20 protein-coding genes are annotated in these 24,435 nt (G+C 69.1%); 8 read left to right on the forward strand and 12 right to left on the reverse strand.

What is annotated here, in order from left to right; all coding sequences use genetic code 11:
- Positions 1-111 precede the first annotated feature (111 nt).
- A complete protein-coding gene (locus DIE16_RS15325; protein WP_044847131.1) occupies positions 112-279 on the reverse strand; it encodes a DUF1427 family protein in 168 nt (55 codons plus the stop codon).
- 170 nt (positions 280-449) lie between these two features.
- Positions 450-1,136, reverse strand: coding sequence for a hydrolase (locus DIE16_RS15330; protein ID WP_044847130.1), 687 nt, complete (start codon positions 1,134-1,136; stop codon positions 450-452).
- 308 nt (positions 1,137-1,444) lie between these two features.
- Here DIE16_RS15330 and DIE16_RS15335 point away from each other — a divergent pair, with 308 nt between their 5' ends.
- Positions 1,445-1,726, forward strand: a complete 282-nt coding sequence (locus DIE16_RS15335; protein ID WP_124488002.1) for a XapX domain-containing protein — start codon at positions 1,445-1,447, stop codon at positions 1,724-1,726.
- Between the two features lie 222 nt (positions 1,727-1,948).
- Complete coding sequence (locus DIE16_RS15340; protein ID WP_124488003.1) at positions 1,949-2,857, forward strand: LysR family transcriptional regulator; 909 nt, start codon at positions 1,949-1,951, stop codon at positions 2,855-2,857.
- Between the two features lie 55 nt (positions 2,858-2,912).
- On the opposite strand, the gene DIE16_RS15345 is transcribed toward DIE16_RS15340, so the two are convergent.
- From DIE16_RS15345 to DIE16_RS15355, 3 genes are all read right to left on the reverse strand, one after another.
- The gene (locus DIE16_RS15345) at positions 2,913-4,376 is read right to left on the reverse strand and encodes a mechanosensitive ion channel domain-containing protein (RefSeq protein ID WP_124892596.1); all 1,464 of its coding nucleotides are present in this window, start codon (positions 4,374-4,376) and stop codon (positions 2,913-2,915) included.
- Positions 4,377-4,548: 172 nt separating this feature from the next.
- Positions 4,549-6,354 (reverse strand): winged helix-turn-helix domain-containing protein, encoded by a 1,806-nt coding sequence (locus DIE16_RS15350; RefSeq protein WP_124521276.1) that lies wholly within the window; start codon positions 6,352-6,354, stop codon positions 4,549-4,551.
- A gap of 192 nt (positions 6,355-6,546) precedes the next feature.
- Positions 6,547-6,969 (reverse strand): hypothetical protein, encoded by a 423-nt coding sequence (locus tag DIE16_RS15355; RefSeq protein ID WP_124521076.1) that lies wholly within the window; start codon positions 6,967-6,969, stop codon positions 6,547-6,549.
- 56 nt (positions 6,970-7,025) lie between these two features.
- Between DIE16_RS15355 and DIE16_RS15360 the strand changes: the two genes are divergently transcribed.
- On the forward strand, positions 7,026-7,271 hold the full coding sequence (locus DIE16_RS15360) for a hypothetical protein (RefSeq protein WP_124892598.1): 246 nt from the start codon (positions 7,026-7,028) through the stop codon (positions 7,269-7,271).
- A 49-nt stretch (positions 7,272-7,320) separates the two neighbouring features.
- Here DIE16_RS15360 and DIE16_RS15365 read toward each other — a convergent pair whose 3' ends face one another.
- Positions 7,321-8,142, reverse strand: coding sequence for an alpha/beta fold hydrolase (locus tag DIE16_RS15365; RefSeq protein WP_124892600.1), 822 nt, complete (start codon positions 8,140-8,142; stop codon positions 7,321-7,323).
- Between the two features lie 67 nt (positions 8,143-8,209).
- On the reverse strand, positions 8,210-8,635 hold the full coding sequence (locus DIE16_RS15370) for a DUF3331 domain-containing protein (protein ID WP_124646356.1): 426 nt from the start codon (positions 8,633-8,635) through the stop codon (positions 8,210-8,212).
- 549 nt (positions 8,636-9,184) lie between these two features.
- Between DIE16_RS15370 and DIE16_RS15375 the strand changes: the two genes are divergently transcribed.
- On the forward strand, positions 9,185-10,006 hold the full coding sequence (locus tag DIE16_RS15375) for an alpha/beta fold hydrolase (protein ID WP_185640873.1): 822 nt from the start codon (positions 9,185-9,187) through the stop codon (positions 10,004-10,006).
- 130 nt (positions 10,007-10,136) lie between these two features.
- Here the strand turns inward: DIE16_RS15375 and DIE16_RS15380 are convergent, their stop codons facing one another.
- Positions 10,137-11,723, reverse strand: coding sequence for an MFS transporter (locus tag DIE16_RS15380; RefSeq protein ID WP_124892602.1), 1,587 nt, complete (start codon positions 11,721-11,723; stop codon positions 10,137-10,139).
- Positions 11,724-11,806: 83 nt separating this feature from the next.
- On the opposite strand from DIE16_RS15380, the gene DIE16_RS15385 reads away from it, so the two are divergent.
- Entirely contained in the window at positions 11,807-12,835 is a 1,029-nt protein-coding gene (locus DIE16_RS15385) for an HlyD family secretion protein (protein WP_124892604.1), read from the forward strand.
- Positions 12,832-14,274: an efflux transporter outer membrane subunit gene (locus DIE16_RS15390; RefSeq protein ID WP_124892606.1), complete on the forward strand. Its 1,443-nt coding sequence runs from the start codon at positions 12,832-12,834 to the stop codon at positions 14,272-14,274. Before DIE16_RS15385 ends, DIE16_RS15390 begins: the two co-directional genes overlap by 4 nt.
- A 104-nt stretch (positions 14,275-14,378) precedes the next feature.
- Here DIE16_RS15390 and DIE16_RS15395 read toward each other — a convergent pair whose 3' ends face one another.
- The 3 genes from DIE16_RS15395 to DIE16_RS15405 all read right to left on the reverse strand — a co-directional run bounded on the left by DIE16_RS15395 (position 14,379) and on the right by DIE16_RS15405 (position 17,108).
- Positions 14,379-15,047 carry a response regulator transcription factor gene (locus tag DIE16_RS15395; protein WP_260426280.1) on the reverse strand — a complete coding sequence of 223 codons (669 nt, stop codon included), beginning with the start codon at positions 15,045-15,047 and terminating at the stop codon, positions 14,379-14,381.
- A 118-nt stretch (positions 15,048-15,165) separates the two neighbouring features.
- Entirely contained in the window at positions 15,166-15,537 is a 372-nt protein-coding gene (locus DIE16_RS15400; protein ID WP_124488014.1) for a response regulator transcription factor, read from the reverse strand.
- Between the two features lie 101 nt (positions 15,538-15,638).
- Positions 15,639-17,108, reverse strand: coding sequence for a winged helix-turn-helix domain-containing protein (locus DIE16_RS15405; protein ID WP_185643550.1), 1,470 nt, complete (start codon positions 17,106-17,108; stop codon positions 15,639-15,641).
- A 357-nt stretch (positions 17,109-17,465) separates the two neighbouring features.
- On the opposite strand from DIE16_RS15405, the gene DIE16_RS15410 reads away from it, so the two are divergent.
- Positions 17,466-22,550 (forward strand): ATP-binding sensor histidine kinase, encoded by a 5,085-nt coding sequence (locus DIE16_RS15410; protein WP_124892608.1) that lies wholly within the window; start codon positions 17,466-17,468, stop codon positions 22,548-22,550.
- A 40-nt stretch (positions 22,551-22,590) separates the two neighbouring features.
- On the opposite strand, the gene DIE16_RS15415 is transcribed toward DIE16_RS15410, so the two are convergent.
- On the reverse strand, positions 22,591-23,862 hold the full coding sequence (locus tag DIE16_RS15415) for an NAD(P)/FAD-dependent oxidoreductase (RefSeq protein WP_124892610.1): 1,272 nt from the start codon (positions 23,860-23,862) through the stop codon (positions 22,591-22,593).
- Between the two features lie 207 nt (positions 23,863-24,069).
- Here DIE16_RS15415 and DIE16_RS15420 point away from each other — a divergent pair, with 207 nt between their 5' ends.
- A complete protein-coding gene (locus DIE16_RS15420; RefSeq protein WP_124892612.1) occupies positions 24,070-24,342 on the forward strand; it encodes a ubiquitin carboxyl-terminal hydrolase 14 in 273 nt (90 codons plus the stop codon).
- Positions 24,343-24,435: the final 93 nt, after the last annotated feature.

Genomic DNA, 24,435 nt, shown 5'->3' on the forward strand with positions numbered 1-24,435 from the left:
GCGACGGAAGTCGCGACGGGGTTCGCGCGGTCGAGGGTCGTGAATCGTCCGTTGTGGAGGATCAGATCCGGTTGAGTCCCGGTTGCGGTCATATGCATCACCTCGCTTCGATCAGAAGCCAAAGAGCTGTTTGAGGGTGGGGATGGCCTGCACGCCGATCACCATGCCGAGCAACCCGACAAGGGCAATCAGCGGCGGTGCCGGGGAGCGCACCTTGATGGCGCTGTAAATGACACCGATCAGCAAGCCCGCACCAAGGGAAACCAGATAGGGTTCCATACGATCAATTTCTCGGACTGGTTGGAGAGCAGGTCCTGACGTCCCGGCCAACATGCCGCGGACGGCATCCGTGATTCGTTCACGGTCCGCCGTCCGCGGCAACGGAGCCGGCGCGGCGCGTTCACATCGAACCCGCCGCACCGGCATCGACGGTCGCAGACCGTCCGCGCTTACTTCGCCGGAACGGCCGGGATCGACTCGTGCGGCGTCGCGGTGCGCTGCGGTGCCTTGTGGACCATCGTGTACGCGTAGTCGACGCCCATGCCGTACGCGCCCGAATGCTCCTTCGCGATCGCCATCACGGCGTCGTACGTCTCGCGGTGCGCCCAGTCGCGCTGCCATTCGAGCAGGACCTGCTGCCACGTGACCGGCACCACGCCGGCCTGCACCATGCGCTGCATCGCGAAATCATGCGCGGCCTGCGTCGTGCCGCCCGATGCGTCGGCGACCATGTAGATCTCGTAGTCGCCTTCGAGCATCGCGCAGAGCGCGAACGTCGTGTTGCAGACTTCGGTCCACAGGCCCGAGACGACCACCTTCTTGCGGCCGTTCGCGGCGAGCGCGTCGCGCACCTTCTGGTCGTCCCACGAGTTCATCGACGTGCGTTCGAGCGTCTTCTGGTTCGGGAACACGTCGAGCAGCTCGGGATACGTGTGGCCCGAAAAGCTGTCGCTTTCGACGGTCGTGATCGTGGTCGGGATGTTGAATACCTTCGCGGCCTTCGCGAGGCCGACGACGTTGTTCTTCAGCGTCTGGCGATCGATCGACTGGACGCCGAACGCCATCTGCGGCTGCTGGTCGATGAAGATCAGCTGGCTGTTGTGCGGAGTGAGTACTTCAAGCTTCGGGTTGCTCATGGCGGTGATGTCCTTTGACGCGGAGAAAAATGCGGCCTGCCTCGCCGACCCATGCGGGAGGCAGCCAATACGCTGTGCCGGGAGATTCGACAGCCAGCCGGCATCATTCAATACGCAAATTCCCGATCACGCCAATTAATCATTCTGATTCGCGCGGGCCGCGACGCTCAGGCTTAAAAGATCTGAATTTCGTTGAACCGAACCATGGTGAACGCGAAGACCTGATAGGCTGATCGCGGACTGCCGAAGCGACGCCGGATCGGTAGTTATCCGTATTTTTTACACGGCCGCCATTTCACCCGGATCCCATGAAACCGTACACCGCCTCGCTGTTCGCCGGCCTCCTCGCCGGTATCGTCTATGCGCTGATCGACGTGCCGTCGCCGGCGCCGCCGATCGTCGCGCTCGTCGGCCTGCTGGGCATCCTGGCCGGCGAACAGATCCTGCCGGTCGCGCGGCGGATGTTCAGCGGTATCCGGCTCGGCACCGCGTGGCGCGATGCGAAGTGCAGCCAGCACATGTTCGGTGCGCTGCCCGGTGCCCACGCACCCGACACCGCCGCGACGCGCCGCGATTCGACGCCGACGTGACGCCGACGTGACGCACGCACGTTGACCGGTTGCAGCCATGCCCGTCCGCGGGCATCGCCACGCCGTCGTGTTCCTTCGATCACGGTGGTGCCACGCGGCCTGGCCCGCGCCATGCCGTTGCGTCCCGCCGCCTGGCCGCGCGATGGATCGTCCTGAACGGTATTGGATCGAGCGGCGCTTGACGCTAACATGGCAGCCCGACGTCCCTCCGTGGAATTCGCCATGAAGCTGTCATTCGAAGCGCTCGAAGCACTGGACGCGATCGACCGCACCGGCACGTTCGCCGCAGCCGCCGAACTGCTGCACCGCGTGCCGTCCGCGCTGACTTACCTCGTACAAAAGCTCGAAAGCGACCTCGACGTCGCGCTGTTCGACCGTAGCGGACGCCGCGCAAAACTCACGCACGCGGGGCGCGTGGTCGTCGAAGAGGGCCGCCGGCTGCTGCATGCCGCCGAACAGCTCGAACGCAAGGCGCAGCGTGCGCAGCAGGGCTGGGAAACCGAGGTCCGGATCTGTGTCGACGAGATCCTGCCGTTCGAGGCGATGTGGCCGTACGTGCACACGTTCTACGGTCTCGAGATGGACACGCGGCTGCGACTGTCCACCGAAGTGCTCGGCGGCACCTGGGATGCGCTGATTTCGCGCCGCGCGGATCTCGTCGTCGGCGCCACGGGCGAGCCGCCCGAGCTGCCGGACATCGTGGCACGGCCGATCGGCACGCTCAGGCACGTGTTCGCCGTCGCCCCCACCCACCCGCTCGCGGCGCTGCCGGAACCGCTGTCGCTGGCATCGGTCGTCGCCCATCGCGGCGCGGCGATCTCCGATACGTCCCGCGAGCTGCCGCCGCGTTCGGTCGCCATCGACGCGGGGCAGCCGTATCTCGCCGTCCCCACCCTCGCCGCCAAACTGGCCGCGCAGTGCGAAGGACTCGCGGTGGGCACGCTCCCCGACTGCATCGCGGCACGCGCGATCGCGCAAGGCAAGCTGGTCGCACGCCAGGTGACCGGCATGCGCGACACGACCCAGTGCTACCTCGCGTGGCGCGGCGACGAGGCCGGACGCGCGCTGCACTGGTGGGTCGAACAACTCGACCGCCCGGACCTCGTCGACCGGTTCACCGCGCTCGCCTGAGCCCGCTCTCTTCGCGGCCGCGACCGCCGCCGCCCGCCACCCGCCACCCGCCGCGTCAGCCGAACGAATCGTGCAGGCGCTTCATCTCCTTCTCGAGCCACTCGATCAGGTTGAACGACGCATGCTCGCTCGCGGCCGGCGGCATCCGCATCTTCTCCTCGGTCGCGATGTGCTCGGTGAGCGATTCGCACATCAGCCGCCCCAGTTCGGGCTTCCTCGCGAGCAGCGGCGACAGGTCGCGACTGCTCAGCTGATAGGCCGTCACGGCCGTCACCGCGTAGACGCTCGCATGCAGCTGCGTGCCGGCGAGCACGACGGACTGGCCGATCGCGTCGCCGGGCGCCATCCGCCTGACTTCCGTGTCGCCCGTCGCGCCGGGCACGAACACCGCCGCGACGCCGGCCGCGACGATCGTCAGCAGGCGCGCGTCGGAGTTCGACGCGTAGATCACCTCGCCCTTGTTGAACACGCGTGACGCGAGCGCATCGGCCAGTATCGCCAGGTCCGCGTCGTCGAGCTGCCTGAACAGCTCGACCGCGCGCAGCAGGCGTTGCCCGCGCGACGCCGGACCGGATGCCGCCGGCGCGCCCGTCAGCGGGCGCAGCGCGACGTCCGCGGCAGCCAGATGCCGGTGGGCCAGATCGTAGAGCCGGTTGCGGACGTCGATCTTTTTCTGCAGCGAGTCGACGTAACAGACGAGTTCGTATTCGATCGAGTTGGTCCTGAACGCCTTGACAACCGGGATCGGCGCCGGGCTGGCGAGCACGTCCAGCGAACTGGCCGCGGCATGCGCGAGCGCATCGACGACGACCGCGGGCCGCGCTTGCGGGTCGAGCTCGATCGTCAGCGTCACGCCGTACACGTTCGCCGGTTCGCTCAGGTTGACGATCGCCGCCTTGGCCGCGACGCTGTTCGGCACGACGACCAGGTTGCCGAGGCTGTCGATCAGCTTGGTCGCGCGCCAGTTGCTTTCGACGACGCGCCCTTCCAGCGCGCCCATCGCCACCGTGTCGCCGAGACGAAACGGCTGCGTGGTATTCAGCACCAGGCCCGAGAACACGTCGTTCAGCGTGTTCTGGACCGCGAGCCCGAGGATGACGGCGACCGCCCCCGACGTCGCGACCACGCCGCTGAGCGGCAGCCCCAGCACGTAGCCCAGCGCGGCGACGGCGGCCGCACCGAACACGGCGCCCGCGGCGATATCGTGGAACAGCCGCTGGTTGCGCCATGCGCGCGGCAGCAGCAGATGATCGAGCATCAGGCTGAACACCAGCGCGCACTGCAGCCACCATGCGACGCCGATCACCTGGATCGCGAGCCGGTCGAACCGGTCGGGCGACGCCGGCACCGCGAGCGGGCTCACGCCGGTCGAGAACAGCACGTAGGTCAACGCTGCGAACGATGCGCAGCGCCACACGGCTTTCGTCGTCGAACGGCCGCGCCCGAGCAGCCGCCAGGCGATCAGGTCGGCAAGAACGATCGGCGCGCCGTAAGCGACCGTGACGGACAGGTTCGGCATGCTGGAATGGGCTGAGGGCGTGCTTCGCGACGGGCGGGGACCCTGCGCCGGCAGTCGGTGGCGTCGCGACAGCGATGAGCGGACAGTCCCCGCGCATGCAATGTAGACGCGCCGGCCGGCCAGGTCCTGTGTTCGGCCTGAAATGTTCTGAATGCGCGGTCGGCGCGCCGCGCTACGCGTCGCGCGGCGGCAGTTCGGCCTCGCCCGCCTCGAATCCGAGCGCGTGCACCGCCGACCATGCGTCGTGCGCGATCTGCGTCGGCCCCGACGTGTGCGCGAGCGCGGCCGCATACGCGGCCAGCAGCCGCACGCGCGCGTCGGCGCACGCGGGCGTGTCGTCGAGATCGCGCATCGCGTCGAGCGCCGCGCGCGCCCGTTCGCGACACTCGTCCACGAGCGACAGGTCGAACAGGCAGGGCACCGCGACCGCGGCCAGCGCGATGCCGACCCGCGCGTCGCCGTTCGGTGAAAACGCCCAGTCGAGCGCCGCGCGTAGATTGCCGAGTTCGCGCCGGATCACGTCGAGCCGCGATTCGGCGAGCTGCCCGTCGTCGCTACCGGGCGCACGCCGGAACAGCGCCAGGAAGTAGCGCGCGTGCGCGAGCGCCGCGGCCGCGCATTCGCCGTTGGTCTCGAGCTGCTGCAGCGCGTACGCGCGCGTCGTCGTCAACAGCCGGTAGCGCGGCGCGCCATGCGCGCTCTCGAGGCTCAGCAGCGATTTCGACACAAGGCCCGCGATCGCGTCGAGCAGCGCCGTGTCGACGAGCCCCTTCGTTCCGACGATGTCGCGCACCGCGTCGATCGAGAAGCTGTCGCGGAACACGCCGAGCCAGCGCAGCAGCAGGCGCTCCGCGTCGTCGAGCAGGCGATAGCTCCAGTCGTACATCGCCTGCAGCGTCTGGTGACGCGGCAACGCCGTGCGAAAGCCGCCGGTCAGCAGCCGGAAATGGTCGTCGAGATGCGCGGCCAGCACGTCGATGCCGAGCACGGCTGCGCGGGCCGCGGCCAGCTCGATCGCGAGCGGCAGCCCATCGAGACGCCGGCAGACCGACGCCATCAGCGCCAGGCAGCGTTCGTCGAGCGGAAAGCGCGGGTCGGCGGCGCGGGCGCGCGCCGAGAACAGCTGCACCGCGCTCGCGCCCGCGGTCTCGCGTTCGTCCGCGCCCTCGGCGGGTACCTCGAGCGGCGGAACCGGACACAGCCGCTCGCCCTGGATCCGCAGCGCCTCGCGGCTGGTCGCCAGGACGCACAAACCGGCATCCGACTCGGTGAGCGCGGTCGCGATCCGCGCGGCGGCATCGAGCAGGTGTTCGCAATTGTCGAGCACGAGCAACATCCGCCGATGCGCGACGCTGGCGAGCACCGCTTCGAGCGTCAGCGACCCGGCCGGGTGCACGAGGCCGAACGCGCCGGCCAGCGCGTCGGGCACGAAGTGCGGGCACGCCACCGTGGCCAGCGATACGAACGCGGCGCCATCCGGAAAGCGCGCTTCGGCCCGCATGGCCGCTTCGAGCGCCACCCGCGTCTTGCCGATGCCGCCCGCACCGACCAGCGTCACGACGCGCGCGGTGTCGAGCGCCGCGAGGACGTCCGCGACCGTCTGCTCGCGGCCGATGAGTGCGGTCGGCGCGGGCGCCAGCCGCGATGTCGCGGGACGCACGGGCGCCGCGGCCGGCGCCTGTGCCTGCGCTTGCCCGCCGACCAGCCGGTAGCCGCGCCCCGGCACCGTGATGATCAGGTTCCGGTTGTCGGCGAGCGCCTTGCGCAACGCGGCGACATGCACCTGCAGGTTGTTTTCCTCCACGACCGTGTGCGGCCACACGCGCTGCATGATCTCGTCTTTCGATACCAACGCACCGTTCGCCCGAATCAGGAGTTCGAGAATTTCGAATGCGCGACTGCCGATTCGCAGCAGTTTGCCGTTCGAGCGAATTTCACGCCTGTCGAGGAAAACGTGAAGTGTTCCAATCCGGATCATTTGAATTCTTAATCGCTTTCCATTCATCGATGCCCTGTCGGAAATGACACCGGTGATGCAGATGCTACGGCATTTTAAGCATCCATTGATTCAAATTATTAGAAGCCAAAGAGCAAATTTTTTGAATCGACGACAACCGCGAATGGCCGCCGCAGGCCGGTATTCGCGCTGCACCTCGTCCGGCGCCGCGCATCACGGCTTCCGGCGCCGGCAACAGGCGAAACAGCGATTCACCAATGAACCCGTTTGGTGTGATAAAAGCGCCGCCATTCCTGATTTGCTTTTGCACGAATCACTTGCCGTGGCGATTTGAATGAATTGCGCCGAGGTTGCGGGAAAAAACTTTTGTTCCTGCATGCGATGCGCGTGTTCGCATTTGCATCGATCATCGGTATGCGCCGCGGCATCGCATTCGATGCCGAATTGCTGTACGCCGCCGCGTTGTTCCATCGCATCGGGCCGACGGAAGGCCAGCGGCACAGGCGCCGGCGCGACGAAAGCGACGGCGCGAACGTCACGCACGCGTTTCTCTTTCCCGGCGGACACGGCGTCGCCGCCGAAGACGGGGCCGCGGTATGGCGCGCGATTGCGCTGCACGCGGCTGTCGGCATTCATCCGTACATGACACCACCGACGGCATTACTCGGCGCGGGGTCGAAGCGGATCTCTTTGTGCTGCGTTTCGACGAGGTGGGCCGCGCCAAAACACGCCAAAACGCGACGAGATCGTGCAGGCGTGGCCTCGGGCGGAGCCCACGCTTCAAGGCGCCGTTCCTCGAGGCATACGCCGCGGGCACCGCGCATCGCCCCGAAATCGCGTTCGGCAACGTCGTCGCCGACGTGCTCGAGCGCTGCGACCCGGACTATCGTCGGACGAATTTCTGCGGCCTGGTGCTCGGGTCGAAATGGGCGGAGTGAGTGCGAGCGGCCGGCCGTGTTCGCCGCGCCGCGTCGCTCCGCCGCCGCATCACGCGCGGACGAACGCCAGCAGTTCGTCGTTCAGGCGTTGCGCGTGCGTCAGATACAGCGCGTGCGGCCCGCCCTCGTAGACGCTCAGCGTCGCGCGCGGCACGCGCTTCGCGGTCGCGGCGCCCGTCAGCGCGAGCGGCACCGTCTGGTCGTCGTCGCCGTGAATCACGAGCGTCGGCACGTCGAACCGGTCGAGATCCGCCCTGAAATCGGTTTCGGAAAACGCCCCGACGCAATCGAGCGTGCCCTTCAACCCGGCCTGCAACGCCATGAACGTGGTCCAGTCGAGCGCCGCGCGCGAGATCGTCGACGCGGGCCGGTTCGAACCGGTGAACAGCGGCCAGAAGTTTTCGAGGAACGCCGCGCGATCCGCGACGATGCCCGAGCGAATGCCGTCGAACACGGCAACGTCGACACCGTCGGGATGATCGTCGCGGCGCGCGACCAGCGGCGTCACCGCGCCGATCAGCACGGCTTTCGCGATGTGCCGCGTACCGTGCCGGCCGATGTAGCGCGCCACCTCGCCGCCGCCCATCGAAAAGCCGACGAGCGTCACGTCGCGCAGCCCGAGCGTCTCGATCAGCGTCGCGAGATCGTCGGCCAGCGTGTCGTAGTCGTAACCCGTCCACGGCTGGCCGGAGCGGCCGAAGCCGCGCCGGTCGTAGGCGATGCAGCGCATGCCGTGCGACGCGAGATGATGCATCTGGACGTCCCACATGTCCGCATTCAGCGGCCAGCCGTGAATGAACACGACCGGGCGGCCGGCGCCCCAGTCCTTGTAGTGAATCGAAACGCCGTCGCGTGTCGTGAACGTGCTCATGCGGATTCCTCGGTGGTGATCAGGCGGCCGCCGGCCGGTGCCGACGGACGGCGCGCGGGGTGCCGCGTCATGACCGCGACAGCCTGGCGATGAAGCGGTTCAGCTCGGACGTGAGGATCACGTCCCGATAGTTCGCCGGGCGCTTCGCGCCGCGCCATTGCGGCTTGTAGATCGCATCGCCGGCACGGATCGTGATGCCGGTCAGCGCGCAGCGTCCGAGGCCGCGCGACTTGGCGCTGATCCAGCGCTGCTCGTCGTAGCGAAAGCGCGTGGGATCGCTCCACGATATCAGGACCGACGAATCGGTCTGCCGCTCGGCCGCGACGATCGCGCACCGGCGGCGCATGCCGTCGCTCGACGCGGCCGGCACTTCGTCGCGATGGCGACGGCACGCGGCGTCCGGGTCGCGAAGTGGCGGCGGCGCGTGGCGGCGCGCGGCTGCCGACGGGTCGAGCAGCGTCATCACGTGTTCCCAGCGATTGAAGGCGTCCATGGCGGCGTATCCGGGCAAGTGGCGACGGGCCGGATGTCTCGCACCCGCACGCATCGCGATGCGTCATCCGCCGCCGCGAACCGGCAAGACCCGCGACGGGATGACCTGATGCCGACGATAACGGGCCGCCGCTGAAGAGTCTTTACGCCGGGCTTAATTTTTCTGGCGGGCGCGCTCGCGCGGCGCGCGGCGGCCGCGTTCACGACAATTCAGCACGATTTCAGTACGCGCCGCGCGGTCGCGGGATAGCCTCCTGTCGGCGTTCGTTCGTGCCCTTGCGTGCCTGCCGGCGCGCGAACGCGAACGCGCCGGCTGCCCGCGCGAGCGCCGCTCGCGGGCAGATCCGAAACCCTTCAAATCCAACGCGGCACCATTGCACCGCACGTTCAAGGAGTCCTCATGCGTCCCGCAGATCACGACGCCATTCCCTCGGCGCGCCGCCGAGACATGCTGCTGGCCGGCGCGACCGCCGTTGCCGCCGCCGCGCTGCCGGCCGCTGCCGCCGCCGCCCCCAAACACGCCGCTTCCGCCCATCAAGGAGCCCATGCGATGAACACGATCACCACCAAAGACGGTACGCAGATTTACTTCAAGGACTGGGGCAGCGGCCGTCCGGTCGTGTTCTCGCACGGCTGGCCGCTGTGCGCCGATGCGTGGGACGCGCAGATGCTGTTCCTCGTGCAGCACGGCTACCGCGTGATCGCGCACGACCGGCGCGGTCACGGCCGCTCGAGCCAGCCGTCGCAGGGCAACGACATGGACACGTATGCCGACGACCTGGCTGCGCTGATGAATGCGCTCGACCTGCGCGAGGCCACGCTCGTCGGCCATTCCACCGGCGGCGGCGAAGTCGCGCACTACATCGGCCGGCACGGCACGAAGCGCGTGGCGAAGGCCGTGCTGATCGGCGCGGTGCCGCCGCAGATGGTGAAATCGGCGTCGAATCCTGGCGGCCTGCCGATGGACGTGTTCGACGGCATCCGCAAGAACGTCGCCGAGAACCGTTCGCAGTTCTACAAGGATCTCGCGGTGCCGTTCTTCGGCTTCAACCGGCCGAACGTCAAGGTGTCGCAAGGCACGATCGACGCGTTCTGGGCGCAGGGCATGATGGGCGGCGTGTACGGCCAGTACCAGTGCGTCAGGGAATTCTCCGAGGTCGACTACACCGAGGACCTGAAGAAGATCGACGTGCCGACGCTGATCCTGCACGGCGACGACGACCAGATCGTGCCGATCGACGATTCGGCGCGCCTGTCCGCGAAGATCGTGAAGCACGCGCAGCTGAAGGTGATCCCCGGCGGCGCGCACGGGATGTGCGTCGTCAATGCCGACCTGATCAATGCCGAACTGCTCGCGTTCCTGAAGGCGTAAGCGCTGCGGCACGGCGCGCGCGGCCCTGGCGCCGGCGCGCCGTTCAGGAAGATTCAGGAATTTTCAGCCCGGCGCCATTCCGTCGCGGCGAGCGCGATCGCTAAGATCGTCGCTGCGCGATGCCGGGGGCTCATGGCGATGGCGCGCGCGCCGGCCTGAGCAGGATGCCGATCAACACCCCCGCGACGGCGAACGCCATCGCGACCCGGAAATTGTCCGCGAGCGCGAGCGTGGTCGCCTGGACCCGGACCGCCCGGTCGAGCAGCGCATAGGTCGCCTGATCGCCCGTGGCGAAGGTGGCGCCGTGCGACACGAGCGACGCCGTGCCAGCCCGCAGCCGCGCGAGCGTTTGCGGATCAGACAGCGTGACATGCAGACCGACGAGATTCGAATGGGTAGCCTCCATGATGCGCTGGATCACCGCGATCGACGTCGTGCCGAGTTGCCCGCTCAGCAGGCGCGTCGTCTGCACGACGGCGCCGAACGTCAGCGCGTGCTCGGCCGTCACATGCTTGCCGAAGAAGAAGATGACCGACGTGAGCGCCATCGTCTGCCCCAGCGCCTGGAGCAGTTGCGACGGGATGAAGTCCGGCTCGGCCCACGCGGGCGTGAGACGCGCGCCGAGCGCGAACGCGACCGCCACCATCAGGAAACCGGCCACGATCAGCCGGCGCGGATCGACGCGCTGCAGCAGCCACGCGACGCACGGCGCGAACAGCAGTTGCGGAATCGCGATCCAGCGCAGCGTATCGCCGATCTGCAGCGGGCGAAGCCCGTAGGTGCTCGCGAGAAACACCGACGGAATGAAGCTCGTGTTGAGCACGGTGAAGCGCACGAGACCGACGAGCAGGATCAGCAGCGCGACGTTGGGCAGCGCGAGGTAGCCGAGATCGAGCCCGGCCTGCCGGGACGTGAGTTCGTGGATCAGGAATGCGGCAATCATCAGGATGCCGATGCACAGCAGCGCGACGATCAGCGGCGACTGGAACCAGAACAGCCGTTCGCCCTGGTCGAGCGCGATGCACAGGCACGCGAACCCGCCGGCGCCGAGCAGCATGCCGCGCGCGTCGAGGCCGGATGTGAAGCGCTTGACCGGCTCGTTCGACAGCGACAGCAGCAGGCAGACGATGAACGGCACCGTCAGCAGCGCGTTCTGCCAGAACAGCCAGCGCCAGCTCAGGTGTTCGCTGTACCAGCCTTCGAGCGTCGCGGACAGGTTCAGCGACATCTCGAGGTTCATCGCATACGCGGCGATGCCGAACGGGATCAGCCGCGGCGGCAGCGTGCGGACGACGAACCCGACGGTCAGCGGCACGAACACGCCGGACGCGAAGCCGGCGAGGCTCTGGAACGCGATGAAGGTGCCGAAGTTCGTGCACAGCGGCAGCACGGTTTCGACGACGAGAAACACCGAGGCGCCCGCCAGCAGCACGCGGCGCGTGCCGAACACGAAGGCCGCCGCGATCGCGAGCGGGCCGACGAACATCTGCGACGCGGTGAACGCCGTGTTGATCCACGCGCCTTCGTCGAACCCGACGCCGAGCGCGCCGCGCACGTCGGCGAGCCCGAGCGACGTGATGCGCGACGTCAGCGTCGCGATGATCGCGCCGAGAAGCACGGACGCGATCGCGGCGATCGAGCGAAACGTCGGTATGTCGGCGGCCGGCGCGGCGGCCGGCCCCGGTGTCGCGCCACCGGGGGCGAACGTGGTGTTCATCGTCGAGCGGCTCCCGCATATGAGGCTCGCGCAAGCATAGCGCGATACGAAGAAAGTCGTCCGTACGATGGAGTATCCCGACCATGACCCCGAACCCGCCGGACTCGCCGTCCGTTCCCACCGCGCGTTCGCGCAAGTGGCCGGTCGTGCTGATCGCCGCCGGCGCGCTGCTGCTCGTCGCGCTGCTGGTCTACGAATACGATGCGCACGAGCGCGGCACCGACGACGCGTACGTGACCGGCCATCTGCACGTGATCTCGCCGCGCGTGGCCGGCACGGTCGAGCGCGTGCTGGTGGACGACAACCGGTTCGTGCATGCGGGCGAGCCGCTCGTGCGGCTCGACCCGCGCGATTTCGACGTGCGCGTCGCGCTGCAGCGGGCGCGCGTCGCGCAGGCCCACGCCGATGCGAGCCGCGCGAAGGCGCTGGTCGAGCAGGCCGACGCGACGCGCGTGTCGGCGCATGCGGATGCCGAGAAGGCCGAGCTCGATTACGCGCGGGCCCGCGAGCTGACCCGCGAAACACCGCGCGGGCTGTCGCAACAGGAATTCGATGCGGCCAACGCGGCCCGCAAGTCCGCCCGCGCGCGCATCGACGCGGCCGACGCGCAATGGCGCAGCGCGCAGGCCGCGTGGCAGGCAGCGGCCGCCGTGTCGAACCAGAACGACGCCGAATTGCGCGACGCGGAACTCCAGTTGCAATACACGACCGTCGTCGCGCCGTCTGACGGTTATGTCGGCAAGAAGACCGTCGAGACCGGCGAGCACGTCGCGCCCGGCCAGGCGCTGCTCACGCTCGTCGAGCCGCACCCGTGGGTGGTCGCGAACTTCCGCGAAACCCAACTGCGGCACGTGCGCACCGGCGACGCCGTGCAATTGCGCTTCGACGCGCTGCCGGAGCGGACCTTCAGCGGCCACGTCGACAGCCTGTCGCCCGCGACCGGCGGGCAGTTTTCGCTGCTGCCGCCCGACAACGCGACCGGCAACTTCACGAAGGTCACGCAGCGGGTGCCCGTGAAGATCCTGCTCGACGGGCAGGCAGTGACCGAGCCGCGCATCCGGCCCGGCCTGTCGGTCGTCGTCACGCTGCAACCCGAGCGCGCGCAGCCATGATCCGCATCGCCGCCCCGTTCGCCGCCGTGTTCGCGGCCTGCCTGCTGAGCGCATGCACGATCGCGCCGCGGCCGCTTGCGCCCGTAGCGGTCGGACCGGCCCCGTTCCGCCATGCGGATGCGGCGAACCCACCCGCCGCGCCGCTCGCCGAGTGGCCCTCATGGTTCGGCGCGCCGCCGCTCGTCACGCTCGTCGACGCCGCGCTCGCCGGCAATCCCGACCTTCGCGCCGCCGCGGCGCGCGTCGACCAGGCGCAGGCGCTGCTCGGCGTGCGCGAAGCCGCGCTGGCGCCCACCGTCGGTGTCGCGCCGTCGTTCAGCCGCTCGCGCGTGTCGGGCACGGTCGACAACGCATTGCCGAAACGCACGATGCACAACTGGTCGGTGCCGTTCACCGCGAGCTACGAAGTCGATCTGTGGGGCCGCCTGCGCGGCGACGCCGAGATCGGCCGGCAGAACGTGCTGCAGGCCGACGCGGATCGCGCGGCGGTGCGCCTGCGCGTGGCGACCGACGTCGCGGCCGACTACCTGACGCTCCATTTCGTCGAACAGGATCTCGCGACGCTCGCGCGCGCGATCGACCTGCGCCGCACCGCGCTCGACGTGATCGCCGCGCGCGTGCGGGCCGGCGCGGCGAGCGATCTCGACGCGCTGCGCGCGTCGGCCGATCTCGATACGGCACGCGCCGATCTCGCGGACAGCCGCCGGCTGCGCGAGAACCTCGTCGACGCGCTCGCCGTGCTGACCGGCGTGTCGCCGACCACATTCGCCGTCGCGCCCACCGCATCGCTCGTGCGCGTGCCGGACGTGCCGCCCGGGCTGCCGTCCGCGCTGCTCGCGCAACGGCCCGACGTCTACGCGGCCGCGCGCCGTGCCGACGCGGCGTCGCTCGAGATCGGCGTCGCCCGCACCGCATGGCTGCCGACGTTGACGCTGACCGCGCAGGGTGGTTTCGCGAGCCGCGATCTCGGCACGTTTCTCGATCGCAACAGTTCGCTGTGGGGGCTCGGCGCGAGCGTCGCCGAAACGCTGTTCGACGGCGGCAAGCGCGACGCCGCGGTGGCCGCCGCGACGGCCGGCGCGGACCTCGCCGACGCGAACTATCGCGCGACCGCGCTCGGCGCGCTGCGCGAGGTTCAGGACGCGCTCAACGACATCGCCGCGCAGAAGGAGCGGATCGCGCGCTACGACAGCGCGGCGCACGCGACCGAGGCGGCCGCGCGGTTGTCGCTGAGCCGTTATGCGCACGGCTACGTCAGCTATCTCGAGGTGATCGACGCGGACCGCGATGCACTGAGCGCGCAACGCCAGCTGATTCACAGCCGGCAGTCGCTCGCGATCGCGACGATCGGCCTGGTGCGCGCACTGGGCGGCGGATGGACGCCGCCGGCGTCGGCGTCGGCGTCGGCCGGCGACGCACGTCGCGCCGGACGCTTGTGACGCTGCACGAACGCGCGCCGCGCGTTCGCCGGACGGGCGTCAGACGCTTTCATGCCGCTCTTAAGCTTTCCTAACGTTTTTTTCGTTGTTGCACGGTCACCCGCTCAGTCACCCGCTCTGCCACCCGCCCCCGCCGGGCGCACGCCGAGCGCTTCGGCCTGGCGCACGAGATCCGGCAGCGTGCGGACCTGCATCTTCTTCATCACCTGCGCACGATGCACCTTCACCGTGATTTCCTGCAGCCCGAGATTCGCCGCGATCTGCTTGTTCATCAGGCCCGCGATCACCTGGCTCATCACTTCCCGTTCGCGCGGCGTCAACGATGCATAGGCCTGCCGCACCGCATCCAGCGCACGCTCGCGCGCGAGGCGTTCGCCGTCGCGGGCCAGCGCGCGGCCGACGGCATCGAGCATCGTGTCGTCGTCGAACGGTTTCGTCAGGAAATCGAGCGCGCCGCCCTTCATGGCCTTGACGGTGGTGGCCACGTCGCCGTAACCCGTCATGAACAGGATCGGCACGTTCATGCCCGCGCGCACCGCTTCCTCCTGGACGGCGAGCCCGCTCTCGTCGGCCAGGCGCACGTCGAGGATCAGGCAGCTCGGCACGTCGGGCCGCTCGAATGCGAGGAACGCGCGCGACGACGCGAACGTCTCGACGCGAAACCCGGCCGAACGCAACAGTGCGCTCAGCGCGCGCCGCAGCGTTTCGTCGTCGTCGACCACATAGACGATCGGCGCGGGATCGCCCGCGCCCTGGTGACGGTTCGAAGTCATATCCGGCGTGCTCGCCATCGCATTCCTCGTGTAGGCATCCGCTTCATTATCGAATGATAAACCGAGAAAAGTCCGGGCGGACACGCTGGCGCGCGCGGCATGACGGCGGACGCGCCACTCACGCGGGCGGTGTGCCGGATGCGACCTGATCGATCAGGTCGAGCAGGTCGTCCGATGGAAACGGCTTGCGCAGGAACGCGACCGCGCCTTGCGCGAGCGCACGGCGGACCGACTCGTCGTCGCCGTGCGCCGACATCAGGATGACCGGCAGCGCCGCGTTGCGCCGCACCAGCAGGCGCTGGACGTCGAGACCGCCCATCCCTTTCATCTTCAGGTCGAGCAGCACGCACGCCGCGTCGTCCAGCGGGCCGGTCGCGAGAAATTCCTCGCCCGACGCGAACGGCAATGCGGTATGGCCCGCCGATTTCAGCAGGCTGGCAAGACTCTTTCGGACCGACGCATCGTCATCGATGATGCAAACAAGGGCCATGAAATAAAAACCTAAATGGTGTCAATCGAGGTGAGCGCCGTGCGGTTCATGCCGCATCGACAGGCGCCGCCGCTGCGCGCCAGGTCCGCGCAGCCCGGCTGTCACGCCCACGATCCGGCGACCGGCACGGCCGGCGCCGGCTGCAGCGCGTCCGCGTGCGGGTCGGCCGCAAACGACGCGCGGCGCGCGTGGAGACGCCCGGCTTCGCCCGATTCCGCCAGTTTCTCGAGCGCATACGCGCGCACGACCTCGAGCAGCGAGTAGCGCTTCGACAGTCCGACCGAATGAACGACCAGCAGCGATTTCGACGCCAGGCTGACGAGACAGTCCAGCACCTCGTCCGCACCCAGTTCGTTGCAGGCGGCCAGCGCGCAGGCCGCGTCGAGCCGGAACGCATCCGGAAACACCGCGAGACGGCACAGCACGGTGCGCTCCATGTCGTCGAGCAGCCGATAGCTCCACTCGATGGTGGCCCTGAGTGTCTGCTGGCGCGGGTGCGCCGTGCGCAGGCCGCCGGACAGCGACAGCACCGACTTGTCGAGATCCGCCGCCAGCCCCTGGATGCCGAGCGACGCGACACGGGCCGCGCCGAGCTCGAGCGCGAGCGGCAGGCCGCTCAGGCGGCGGCAGAGGGTTGCGATCGCGTCGAGCGTCTTCGCGTCCGCCGGAAGATCCGTACCCATCGCGCGCGCGCGCGCCAGGAACATCCGGACCGCGCCGCTGGCGACGATGTCGTCGGCGTTCGCGCCGGCCGGCGGCAACGACAGCGGCCCGACGCGATAGACCCGCTCGCCCGCCACCCGCAACGGCTCCCGGCTCGTCACGACGAGTATCGCGCCAGGGTTCGCGTCCGCGATCGCTTCGCTCAGGTCGGCCAGTTCGTCGACGTACTGCTCGGCGTTGTCGAACACGAGCACGACGCGCTGCTCGCCGATCGCCCGGACGACGTCGGCGGGACCCGCGCCCGGGCCGCCCGGCAGGTCGAACGCGTCCAGCACCGCGCACGCCAAGGTCGCGTCGGCCCGCAGGCCGGCCAGGTCGACCCGGACCATCTCGATCGCGTGCGCCATCGACCAGGCCGTCGCGACTTCCAGCGCCAGATGCGTCTTGCCGACGCCGCCGGGACCGACCAGCGTGACGAGCGCCTCGCGATCGAGCAGCCCGTGCAGCTCGGCCGCTTCCTGCTCCCGGCCAATCATCGGACATTTGCGCGGCGTAGCACTCGCGCGGACATTGCCTGCCGAGTCGAACGCGAGCGGCGGGCGATCGCCGTGCGCATGGTCGGCCGGCGGCGCGAGCCGGTAGCCGCGGCCCGATTCGGTCCGGATCCACCCGTGCTTGCCGCCGAACAGCTTGCGCAGCGTCGAGACGTGGACCTGGATGTTGTTCTCGACCACGATCGTGTTCGGCCACACGGCCTGCATGATCTCGTCCTTCGACACGAGCCGGCCGGCCGCCTTCACCAGCAGTTCGAGGATCTCGAACGCCCGGGCGCCGATATACCGGGGCTGCCCGTCGACACAGACTTCGCGGCATTCAAGGGAAACCGTCACCCGTCCGAACGTGTACATGATCCGCACTCGCTTATGCTGCCTGCCACCTCGCGCCGCCTCGCGAGGCGACGCGCTCCTGGGTTGCCCGTCCGGCCATGCCGATGCATGCCGGAAGGCGTGACCGTATCGTAGGTCGCAACCGGCGCCGCGAATATTATCCATAGGTTTAAGTCCGGCCCCGGCCGGCCGCCCGGGCTCAAGGGCGCGGCGGGTACTGCAAAATCCCGCGGGCTGTCGGACAATGCACGGGTCGCGGCCCGAACGCGCGCGACCGAGCCCGGCCGATCCCGCATCGCGAGCCGCTTCCACCTCCTCCACCCAGCCCGCCGCCCCACCGTGAATCAGCCCTTGCGTAACCCGGACGACACGAACCGAATGGATGCCGAATGGCTCGCGCGTGCCCGCCTGTCGAACGTGGTGCGCTCGGGCGACGTCCTGACCTTCGACCTGACCGACCGCGCGACGGGGCGCGTGTGGCCGGCGTGCCAGACCGGCTGGGAATTCGACCAGCGCTGCCGGCAGTTCGAGCAGGAACATGCGTTGAACGGGATCCTGGACCCGGCCTGGGCGCTCTTGCCGGTGGCGCTGATCCGCGCGGCCGACGGCCCGGTGCTCGTTCATCCGCGCCTGGACGTGCGTGCGTTCGACACGCTGACCGACGTCCGGCTGCCGCTCGACGCCTTTCTCGAAACGGCGATCGGCGCCGCCCGCACGCTCGGGGAACTGCATCGGCGCGGCTGGCTGCACGGCGATCTCCAGCCGGCCAGTTTCGTCATCGCAGCGGACGGCACCGTCATGCTCCGCTCGTTCGCCCATGCCCGGGAGCGCGCGACGAAACAGGCGGCGGACCGCACGATGCGCACGGATTTCGCCGCGTACGCCGCGCCGGAAGTCTCGGCAGGCGCGTGCGTCGACGAGCGCGCCGACCTGTACGCGTTCGGCATCACGCTGTTCCGCCTGCTGACGGGCGCGATGCCTTACAAGGCCGCGTCGACGTCCGACTGGGTCCACGCGCACGTCGCGATCAAACCGTCGCCGCCCGCGGCGTTTCGCGGCGACGTGCCCGCCATCCTGAACGATCTGATCCTGAAGCTGATCGCCAAGGAACCCGCCGATCGCTACCCGTCCTGTGAAGCGGTGCAGCACGATCTCGAACGGATCCTGCACGACTGGCTCGCCGCGGGGCGCGTCGAGCCCTTCGCGCTCGGCGGCTGCGATCCGTTCGCCGGTCTGCACACGCTCGACCTGCCGGTCGGCCGAGACGTGGAAATTCATCTGCTCGAGGGGATCCTGGAGAGCGTCACGCGCACCGGCGAGTCGGCCCTCGTGCTGGTCGGCGGACCGGCCGGCGTCGGCAAGACCGCGCTCGCCGAACACTTCGTGCGTCATGCGCGCGCCGCGTCGCGCACCGCCTGGTTCGCGTCGGCCACGGTCGACCGGTTCCAGCCCGCGCGGCCGTATGCGCCCGTGCTGCAGGCGCTGCGCACGCTGTTCGGCAGTGCGCTGGCGAGGCGCGACGACGAAATCGCGGCGATCGCCGCGCGGCTGCGCGACTGCGTGGGTCGGCAGGCCAGTCTTCTTGCGGCGATCTTCCCGGAAACCGGGTGGCTGCTCGACGTCGAGCCCGTCGCGTTCGACCCTACCGATGCGATTCCCGAATTCCATCTGTGCCAGATCGTCGTGAATGCATTCCGCGCGTTCGCGGCGCCGGGCGAGCCGCTCGTCATGACACTGGACGACATCCAGTGGGCCGACGAAGCGACGCTCGCGTTCCTCGCATCGATCGCGCTCGATCCGCCGGCCCATGTCTGCATCGTCGCCAGCTATCGGAGCGGGCCGCCGCATGACGACGCGCCGGCGTTCCGGCACCTGCGCGAGCAGCTCGATCGCGCCCGCGTCGCGTCGCTGACGCTGGCACCGCTCGATACGCCCGACGTCACGCGGATGCTCGCCGGCATGCTCGGCGAGGCGCCGGCCCGCTTGTCCGGGCTCGGCGACATCGTTCATCGCAGGACGGGCGGCAATCCGTTCTACATCCAGCAGCTGCTGCGCACGCTGATCGACGAGCAGCTGCTCGGCTACGATCCGGTGCGGCAAGCGTGGCAATGGAATGCGGACGACATCGAGGCGCGCCACGAGACCGAGAACGTCGTGAGCCTGCTCGCGGTCCGGATGCAGCGCTTGCCGCACGAAACGAGAACGCTGCTGGCGCTGATGGCCTGTATCGGCATCGACATCGACGAAGCGCTGTTGCGCGCGGCCGCCGACAAAACGCTGGCCGAACTCCGCTTCTGGCTGGACCCGGCGCGCCGGATGGGTCTCGTGTCGCTCTCCGGCGACCGCTGGCGCTTCGCTCACGACCGCATCCTCGAGGCCGTCTACGCACTCACGGGGCGCCCGGAGCGCGCGCTGCGCCACGCCCGGATCGCCGCCGCGATGCTCGCGCGCGCGAACCCGCCGTCACCGGACTCCTTGCTGGCGCTCGCCGCCCAGATCGAACTGGCGCAAGGCGTGCCGCTCGACGACACGCTCGCGCTCGCATACGCGGGTGCGCTCGCCGACGCCGCGGAGGCCGCGGCCACGGCCGCCGCGCGCGATCGTGCGTTGTCGTTTCTTGCGTCGGCGCAATCGCTGCTCGGCCCGCATGCCTGGTCGCAACACTACGGCCTCGCCAGCCGGATCGGCATCCTGCGCAGCGGCCTGCTGCTCGCGACCGGCGAAACCGCACAGGCGTCCGACGCGATCGACACGCTCATGGCACATACGCGCACGCCCGCCGACCGCGCCGAGGCGCATCGGCTGAAGGCCGCCCAGCTCACGGTGGAGGCGCACTACCGGCAAGCCATCGACGTCGCGCTGGCCGGGCTGGCGCTGCTCGGCGTCGAACTGCCCGCCGAGCCGGTCGAGGCCGATCTCGCGGCGGCCTGCGATGCGGTGCGCGCGGCGCTCGACGGCCGCGCCATCGCCGACCTGGTCAACCTGCCAGTGATGACTGATACGCGCGTGGAAGCCACGATGGCACTGCTGACCGCGCTCGAAGCCGCGATGTTCTATCCGAGCGGCGGGTTGATGCTGCTGCATTTCGCGACGATGGTGCGGCTGACGCTGCGCCACGGCGTCACCGCCGCGTCGGTGCAGGGGCTCGCGTGGTACGGCGTGAGCATCGCGGAGCACCACGGCGCGTATGAAGACGGCTTCGAATTCGCCAGGGTCGCGCTCGCGCTGGTCGATCGCCACGGCTTCGAGCGCTATCGCTCCGCCACGCTGATCGCGCTCGACCAGGTGAGCGTCTGGACCCAGCCGCTGTCCTACGCACTCGAACGCGCACGCGATGCGAAAGCCGCGGGCAATGCGAGCGCCGAGCTGCGATGGATGTGCTACAGCTGCAATCACATCGTCAGCGATCTGTTGTCGATGGGCGAGGCGCTGCCCGCGATCCGCGCCGAAATCGACCCGCTGCTGGAGATCGCGCGTGGCGCGCACTACGACGACATCACCGACCTCGTCTCCACACAATCCGAATTCATCGATGCGCTGCAGTTCGGCCAGGACCGGCTGATCGGCAGCTGGCGTGCCCGTGCGTCATCGCGGACCCCGATGTCGGTCCTGGCGTTCTGGACCGACGTGCTCGCCGGCCAGGCGGCCTTCATCTTCGGCGACGCCGCGACGGCGCGCGCATCGCTCGATGCGGCTACGTCGAGTGCATGGTCGACGCCCGCGCACATCATGCTCGCCGATTTCCACCTGTTCAGCGTGCTGGCCGGGATCGCATGCGACGACGGCGCAACGCCGCCCGAACGCATGCTCGAACGCTTCGCGCCCCAGCGCGCCCGCTTCGCGGTGTGGAGCGAGCGAAATCCCGGAACGTTTCTCAACAAGCTCGCGCTGATCGATGCCGAGTTCGCGCGCGTGCGCGGCGAGCACGTGGTCGCGATGCAGCAGTACGAAACGTCGGCCAGCCTCGCGGCGGAACACGGCTTCGTGCACGAACAGGCGCTCGCGCACGAGCGGGCCGCGCAGCATGCCGCGTCGCTCGGGCTCGGCGGCCAGGCCCGTCATCAGTTGCGGCTCGCCCATGCGTGCTACCGGCGCTGGGGCGCGACCGGCAAGACGCGGGCGATGGAAGCGCAGCATCCGTTCCTCGTGATGGATCCGTCGCCGGGCGGCCCGGCCGCGCCCGCGCGCGAAGATCTCGATTTCGCGCTCGCGATGCGCGCCGCCCATTCGTTATCCGAAGAAATCGTGCTCGGGCGCCTGATCCAGACGCTGATGCGCAACATGCTCGTGTATGCCGGCGCGCGCCATGGCCTGCTGCTGCTCACCCGGCACGACCGGCTGACCATCGAGGCGGTGGCGCGCATCGCGGGCAGCGACGTGATCGTCGATATCGCCCGCAGCGAACCCACCGAACAGGATGTGCCGCTGTCGATCCTGAACACCGTCGCGCGCACGCGCAAGCCGATCGTGCTCGCGAATGCGCAGCGCGACGGCGTGCCCGATCACGTCGACAGCCTGCGCGCGCACCCGACGCGCTCGCTGTTCTGCCTGCCGCTGTTGAAACAGGGCGCGCTGGTCGGCGTGCTTTATCTCGAGAATGCACTGAGCAACGGCGTGTTCTCGCCGCGGCGCATCGCGATGCTGGAAGTGCTCGCGCCGCAGGCCGCCAACGCGCTCGAATCCGCGCGGCTCTACGCGGAACTGATCGACGAGAACGCGCGCCGGGTCGAGACCGAGGCCGCGCTGCGGCACGCGCGCACCGAGCTCGCGCGCACCGCGCACATGACGGTGATGGGCGAACTCGCCGCATCGATCGCGCACGAGATCAATCAGCCGCTGACGAGCATCGTGTCGAGCGCCGGCGCGGGCATGCGCTGGTTGCGCGGCCCGCAACCCGATCTCGGCGAGGCGCTCGCGAGCCTGGACGACATCCGTGCATCCGGCGTGCGCGCGGCCGACATCGTCCGCGCGTTGCGATCGCTCGCGCGCCAAACGCCGCCCGCGCTGGCGCCGGTCGCGATCGACGACCTGATTCGCGACATGCTGCGTCTCACCGAGACGGAAATCGACGCGAAGCAGGTGGTGCTGCGCACCGAACTGCACTGCGACGGCATCTGCGCGATGGCCGACCGCACCCAGATCCAGCAGGTGATCCTCAACCTCGTCACCAATGCACTCGACGCAATGGACGGACTCGTCACGCAGCGCGAACTCGAAATCGCGTCGCAGGTCAGCGACGGCCATGCGGTGGTCCGCATCGCCGATCGCGGCGCCGGCATCGCTGCGGACATCGCCAACCGGATCTTCGATCCGTTCTTCACGACGAAATCGCACGGCATGGGAATGGGACTCGCGATCTGCCGCTCGATCATCGAGGCGCATGGCGGCACGCTCGACGCCGCGCCACGCGACGGGCACGGTACCGTGATGACGTTCCGGCTGCCGGTGTCGACGCGCGGCTGATACCGGCGGCCAACGCATCGCGGCGCCGGCGCCGCACGGCTCAGGCTGCGCCCTGCCGCTGCGCGTCCTCGCTCAGGAACCGGTGCACGAAGGTCACGGCCATCGCCCCTTCGCCGACCGCCGACGCCACCCGCTTGACCGAGCCCGACCGGACGTCGCCCGCCGCGAACGAACCCGGCACGCTCGTTTCGAGATAGTAGGGCCGGCGCTCGAGCGGCCACACGCGCCCGAATGCAGGACAGTCGTAGAGGTCGCTGCCCGTGACCAGGTAGCCGCTCTCGTTCCGAATGATGTTCGTGTCCCTCGCCCATTCGGTGTTCGGCGCACCACCGATGCAGACGAACAGGTGCGTGGCCGGCAGCACTTCCCGCGCGCCGTCTTCCGTGCGCAGCACGATCGCCTCGAGCCGGCCGTCGCCCTGCAACGCGTCGACGGTCGTGCCGTAGCGGACGGTCACGTTCGGCATGCGCTCGATCCGGTCGATCAGGTAGCGCGACAGCGTTGCCGCGAGCGATGCGCCGCGCACGATCATCGTGACTTCACGCGCGTGCCGTGCGAAGTTCATCACCGCCTGCCCGGCCGAATTTCCGCCGCCGACGATGAACACGTGCTTGCCCTCGCACATCGGCGCCTCGCTCGATCCCGCGCCATAGAACAGGCCCGCGTTGAGAAAGCGCTGTTCGTCCGGCAGACCGAGGCTGCGGTATTCGATGCCGGTCGCGCAGATATTTGCGCGCGCGGTCAGAATCGAGCCGTCGGCCAGGTCGACGCGAATCTTGCCGTCGACGAACGTTGCATGCACGCCCTCGCGCATCATCAGCAGCTCGACGCCGAACTTGACCGCCTGCTGGCGCGCACGCTCGGCCAGCTCGGCGCCCGGTATGCCGTCCGGGAATCCCATGTAGTTCTCGATCAGCGAACTCGTCCCCGCCTGTCCGCCGACCGCATCGCGCTCGATCACGACGGCCCGCAACCCTTCCGATGCCGCGTAGACGGCAGCCGACAGGCCCGCCGGGCCGGCACCGTAGATCGACACGTCGTACTCGACGAAGCGCGGCCGGGCGACCCAGCCGAGCTTCGCGGCAATCTCCGGCAGCGTCGGCTGGTAGAGGCACGTGCCGTCCGGGAAGACCACGGCCGGCAGCCGGAGGTCGGCGAGCGGCGCGATGCCCAGTTCGCGCATGCAGTCGGTGTCGGACCTCAGTTCGCACCACGCGTACCCGACCACGCCGCGCTTCAGGAAATCGCGAATCGCGTAGGCTTCCTTGCTGTTCGGCAAGCCGATGACCTTGACATGCTGAGACTGCGTCATGAATCCCTCCCGGTAAGCGCGCTGCCGCGTTTCATGGCGGCCGCACCGGCGACTGTACGTCCTCGTCGCCTCCGCGCCACCTCGGTTAACAAGAATTAAGGTCGGCGCGCGCCGCGCGCCGTCCACAATGAAGCCCGTCCACCTCCGCTTGCAGCGTCGTGCCGGCCGCGCTGCGAGCACCCTGCGGCGCCGGCACCGGAGCGAAAGATGACCACGACCTGCACGCATCTCGGCGAAGCACGCGTCCTGAACACCGACAAGCACACCTGCGAGGAATGCGTGAAGTCCGGCAGCCGGTGGGTGCATCTGCGCCTGTGCCTGAGCTGCGGGCAAGTCGGTTGTTGCGACTCGTCGCCGAATCGCCACGCGAGCCGGCATTTCCACGAAACCGGCCATCCGCTCGCCCGTTCGATCGAGCCGGGCGAGCGCTGGGTATGGTGCTACGCGGACGAAGTCATGGCCGGCGAAATCGCGTCGTAGCGCATCGCGCGCCGGCATCCGGCACCCATTTCCACTGCGGGTAAACACCGCTCGATCGCGGCTTTGTCCTGCCGATCTTTTCCACTAGAATTT

The sequence above is a fragment of the Burkholderia sp. Bp9090 genome, assembly GCF_003857985.1.
In the GTDB taxonomy this organism is placed as follows: Bacteria; Pseudomonadota; Gammaproteobacteria; order Burkholderiales; family Burkholderiaceae; genus Burkholderia.

Coding starts and splice junctions, on each gene's coding strand:
- DIE16_RS15385 (WP_124892604.1), top strand. CDS start 11,807: ATGACCCCGAACCCGCCGGACTCGCCGTCCGTTCCCACCGCGCGTTCG.
- DIE16_RS15350 (WP_124521276.1), bottom strand. CDS start 6,354: ATGATCCGGATTGGAACACTTCACGTTTTCCTCGACAGGCGTGAAATT.
- DIE16_RS15405 (WP_185643550.1), bottom strand. CDS start 17,108: ATGTACACGTTCGGACGGGTGACGGTTTCCCTTGAATGCCGCGAAGTC.
- DIE16_RS15390 (WP_124892606.1), top strand. CDS start 12,832: ATGATCCGCATCGCCGCCCCGTTCGCCGCCGTGTTCGCGGCCTGCCTG.
- DIE16_RS15355 (WP_124521076.1), bottom strand. CDS start 6,969: ATGAATGCCGACAGCCGCGTGCAGCGCAATCGCGCGCCATACCGCGGC.
- DIE16_RS15380 (WP_124892602.1), bottom strand. CDS start 11,723: ATGAACACCACGTTCGCCCCCGGTGGCGCGACACCGGGGCCGGCCGCC.
- DIE16_RS15375 (WP_185640873.1), top strand. CDS start 9,185: ATGAACACGATCACCACCAAAGACGGTACGCAGATTTACTTCAAGGAC.
- DIE16_RS15415 (WP_124892610.1), bottom strand. CDS start 23,862: ATGACGCAGTCTCAGCATGTCAAGGTCATCGGCTTGCCGAACAGCAAG.
- DIE16_RS15365 (WP_124892600.1), bottom strand. CDS start 8,142: ATGAGCACGTTCACGACACGCGACGGCGTTTCGATTCACTACAAGGAC.
- DIE16_RS15345 (WP_124892596.1), bottom strand. CDS start 4,376: ATGCCGAACCTGTCCGTCACGGTCGCTTACGGCGCGCCGATCGTTCTT.
- DIE16_RS15370 (WP_124646356.1), bottom strand. CDS start 8,635: ATGGACGCCTTCAATCGCTGGGAACACGTGATGACGCTGCTCGACCCG.
- DIE16_RS15395 (WP_260426280.1), bottom strand. CDS start 15,047: ATGACTTCGAACCGTCACCAGGGCGCGGGCGATCCCGCGCCGATCGTC.
- DIE16_RS15340 (WP_124488003.1), top strand. CDS start 1,949: ATGAAGCTGTCATTCGAAGCGCTCGAAGCACTGGACGCGATCGACCGC.
- DIE16_RS15420 (WP_124892612.1), top strand. CDS start 24,070: ATGACCACGACCTGCACGCATCTCGGCGAAGCACGCGTCCTGAACACC.
- DIE16_RS15400 (WP_124488014.1), bottom strand. CDS start 15,537: ATGGCCCTTGTTTGCATCATCGATGACGATGCGTCGGTCCGAAAGAGT.
- DIE16_RS15325 (WP_044847131.1), bottom strand. CDS start 279: ATGGAACCCTATCTGGTTTCCCTTGGTGCGGGCTTGCTGATCGGTGTC.
- DIE16_RS15335 (WP_124488002.1), top strand. CDS start 1,445: ATGAAACCGTACACCGCCTCGCTGTTCGCCGGCCTCCTCGCCGGTATC.
- DIE16_RS15330 (WP_044847130.1), bottom strand. CDS start 1,136: ATGAGCAACCCGAAGCTTGAAGTACTCACTCCGCACAACAGCCAGCTG.
- DIE16_RS15410 (WP_124892608.1), top strand. CDS start 17,466: ATGGATGCCGAATGGCTCGCGCGTGCCCGCCTGTCGAACGTGGTGCGC.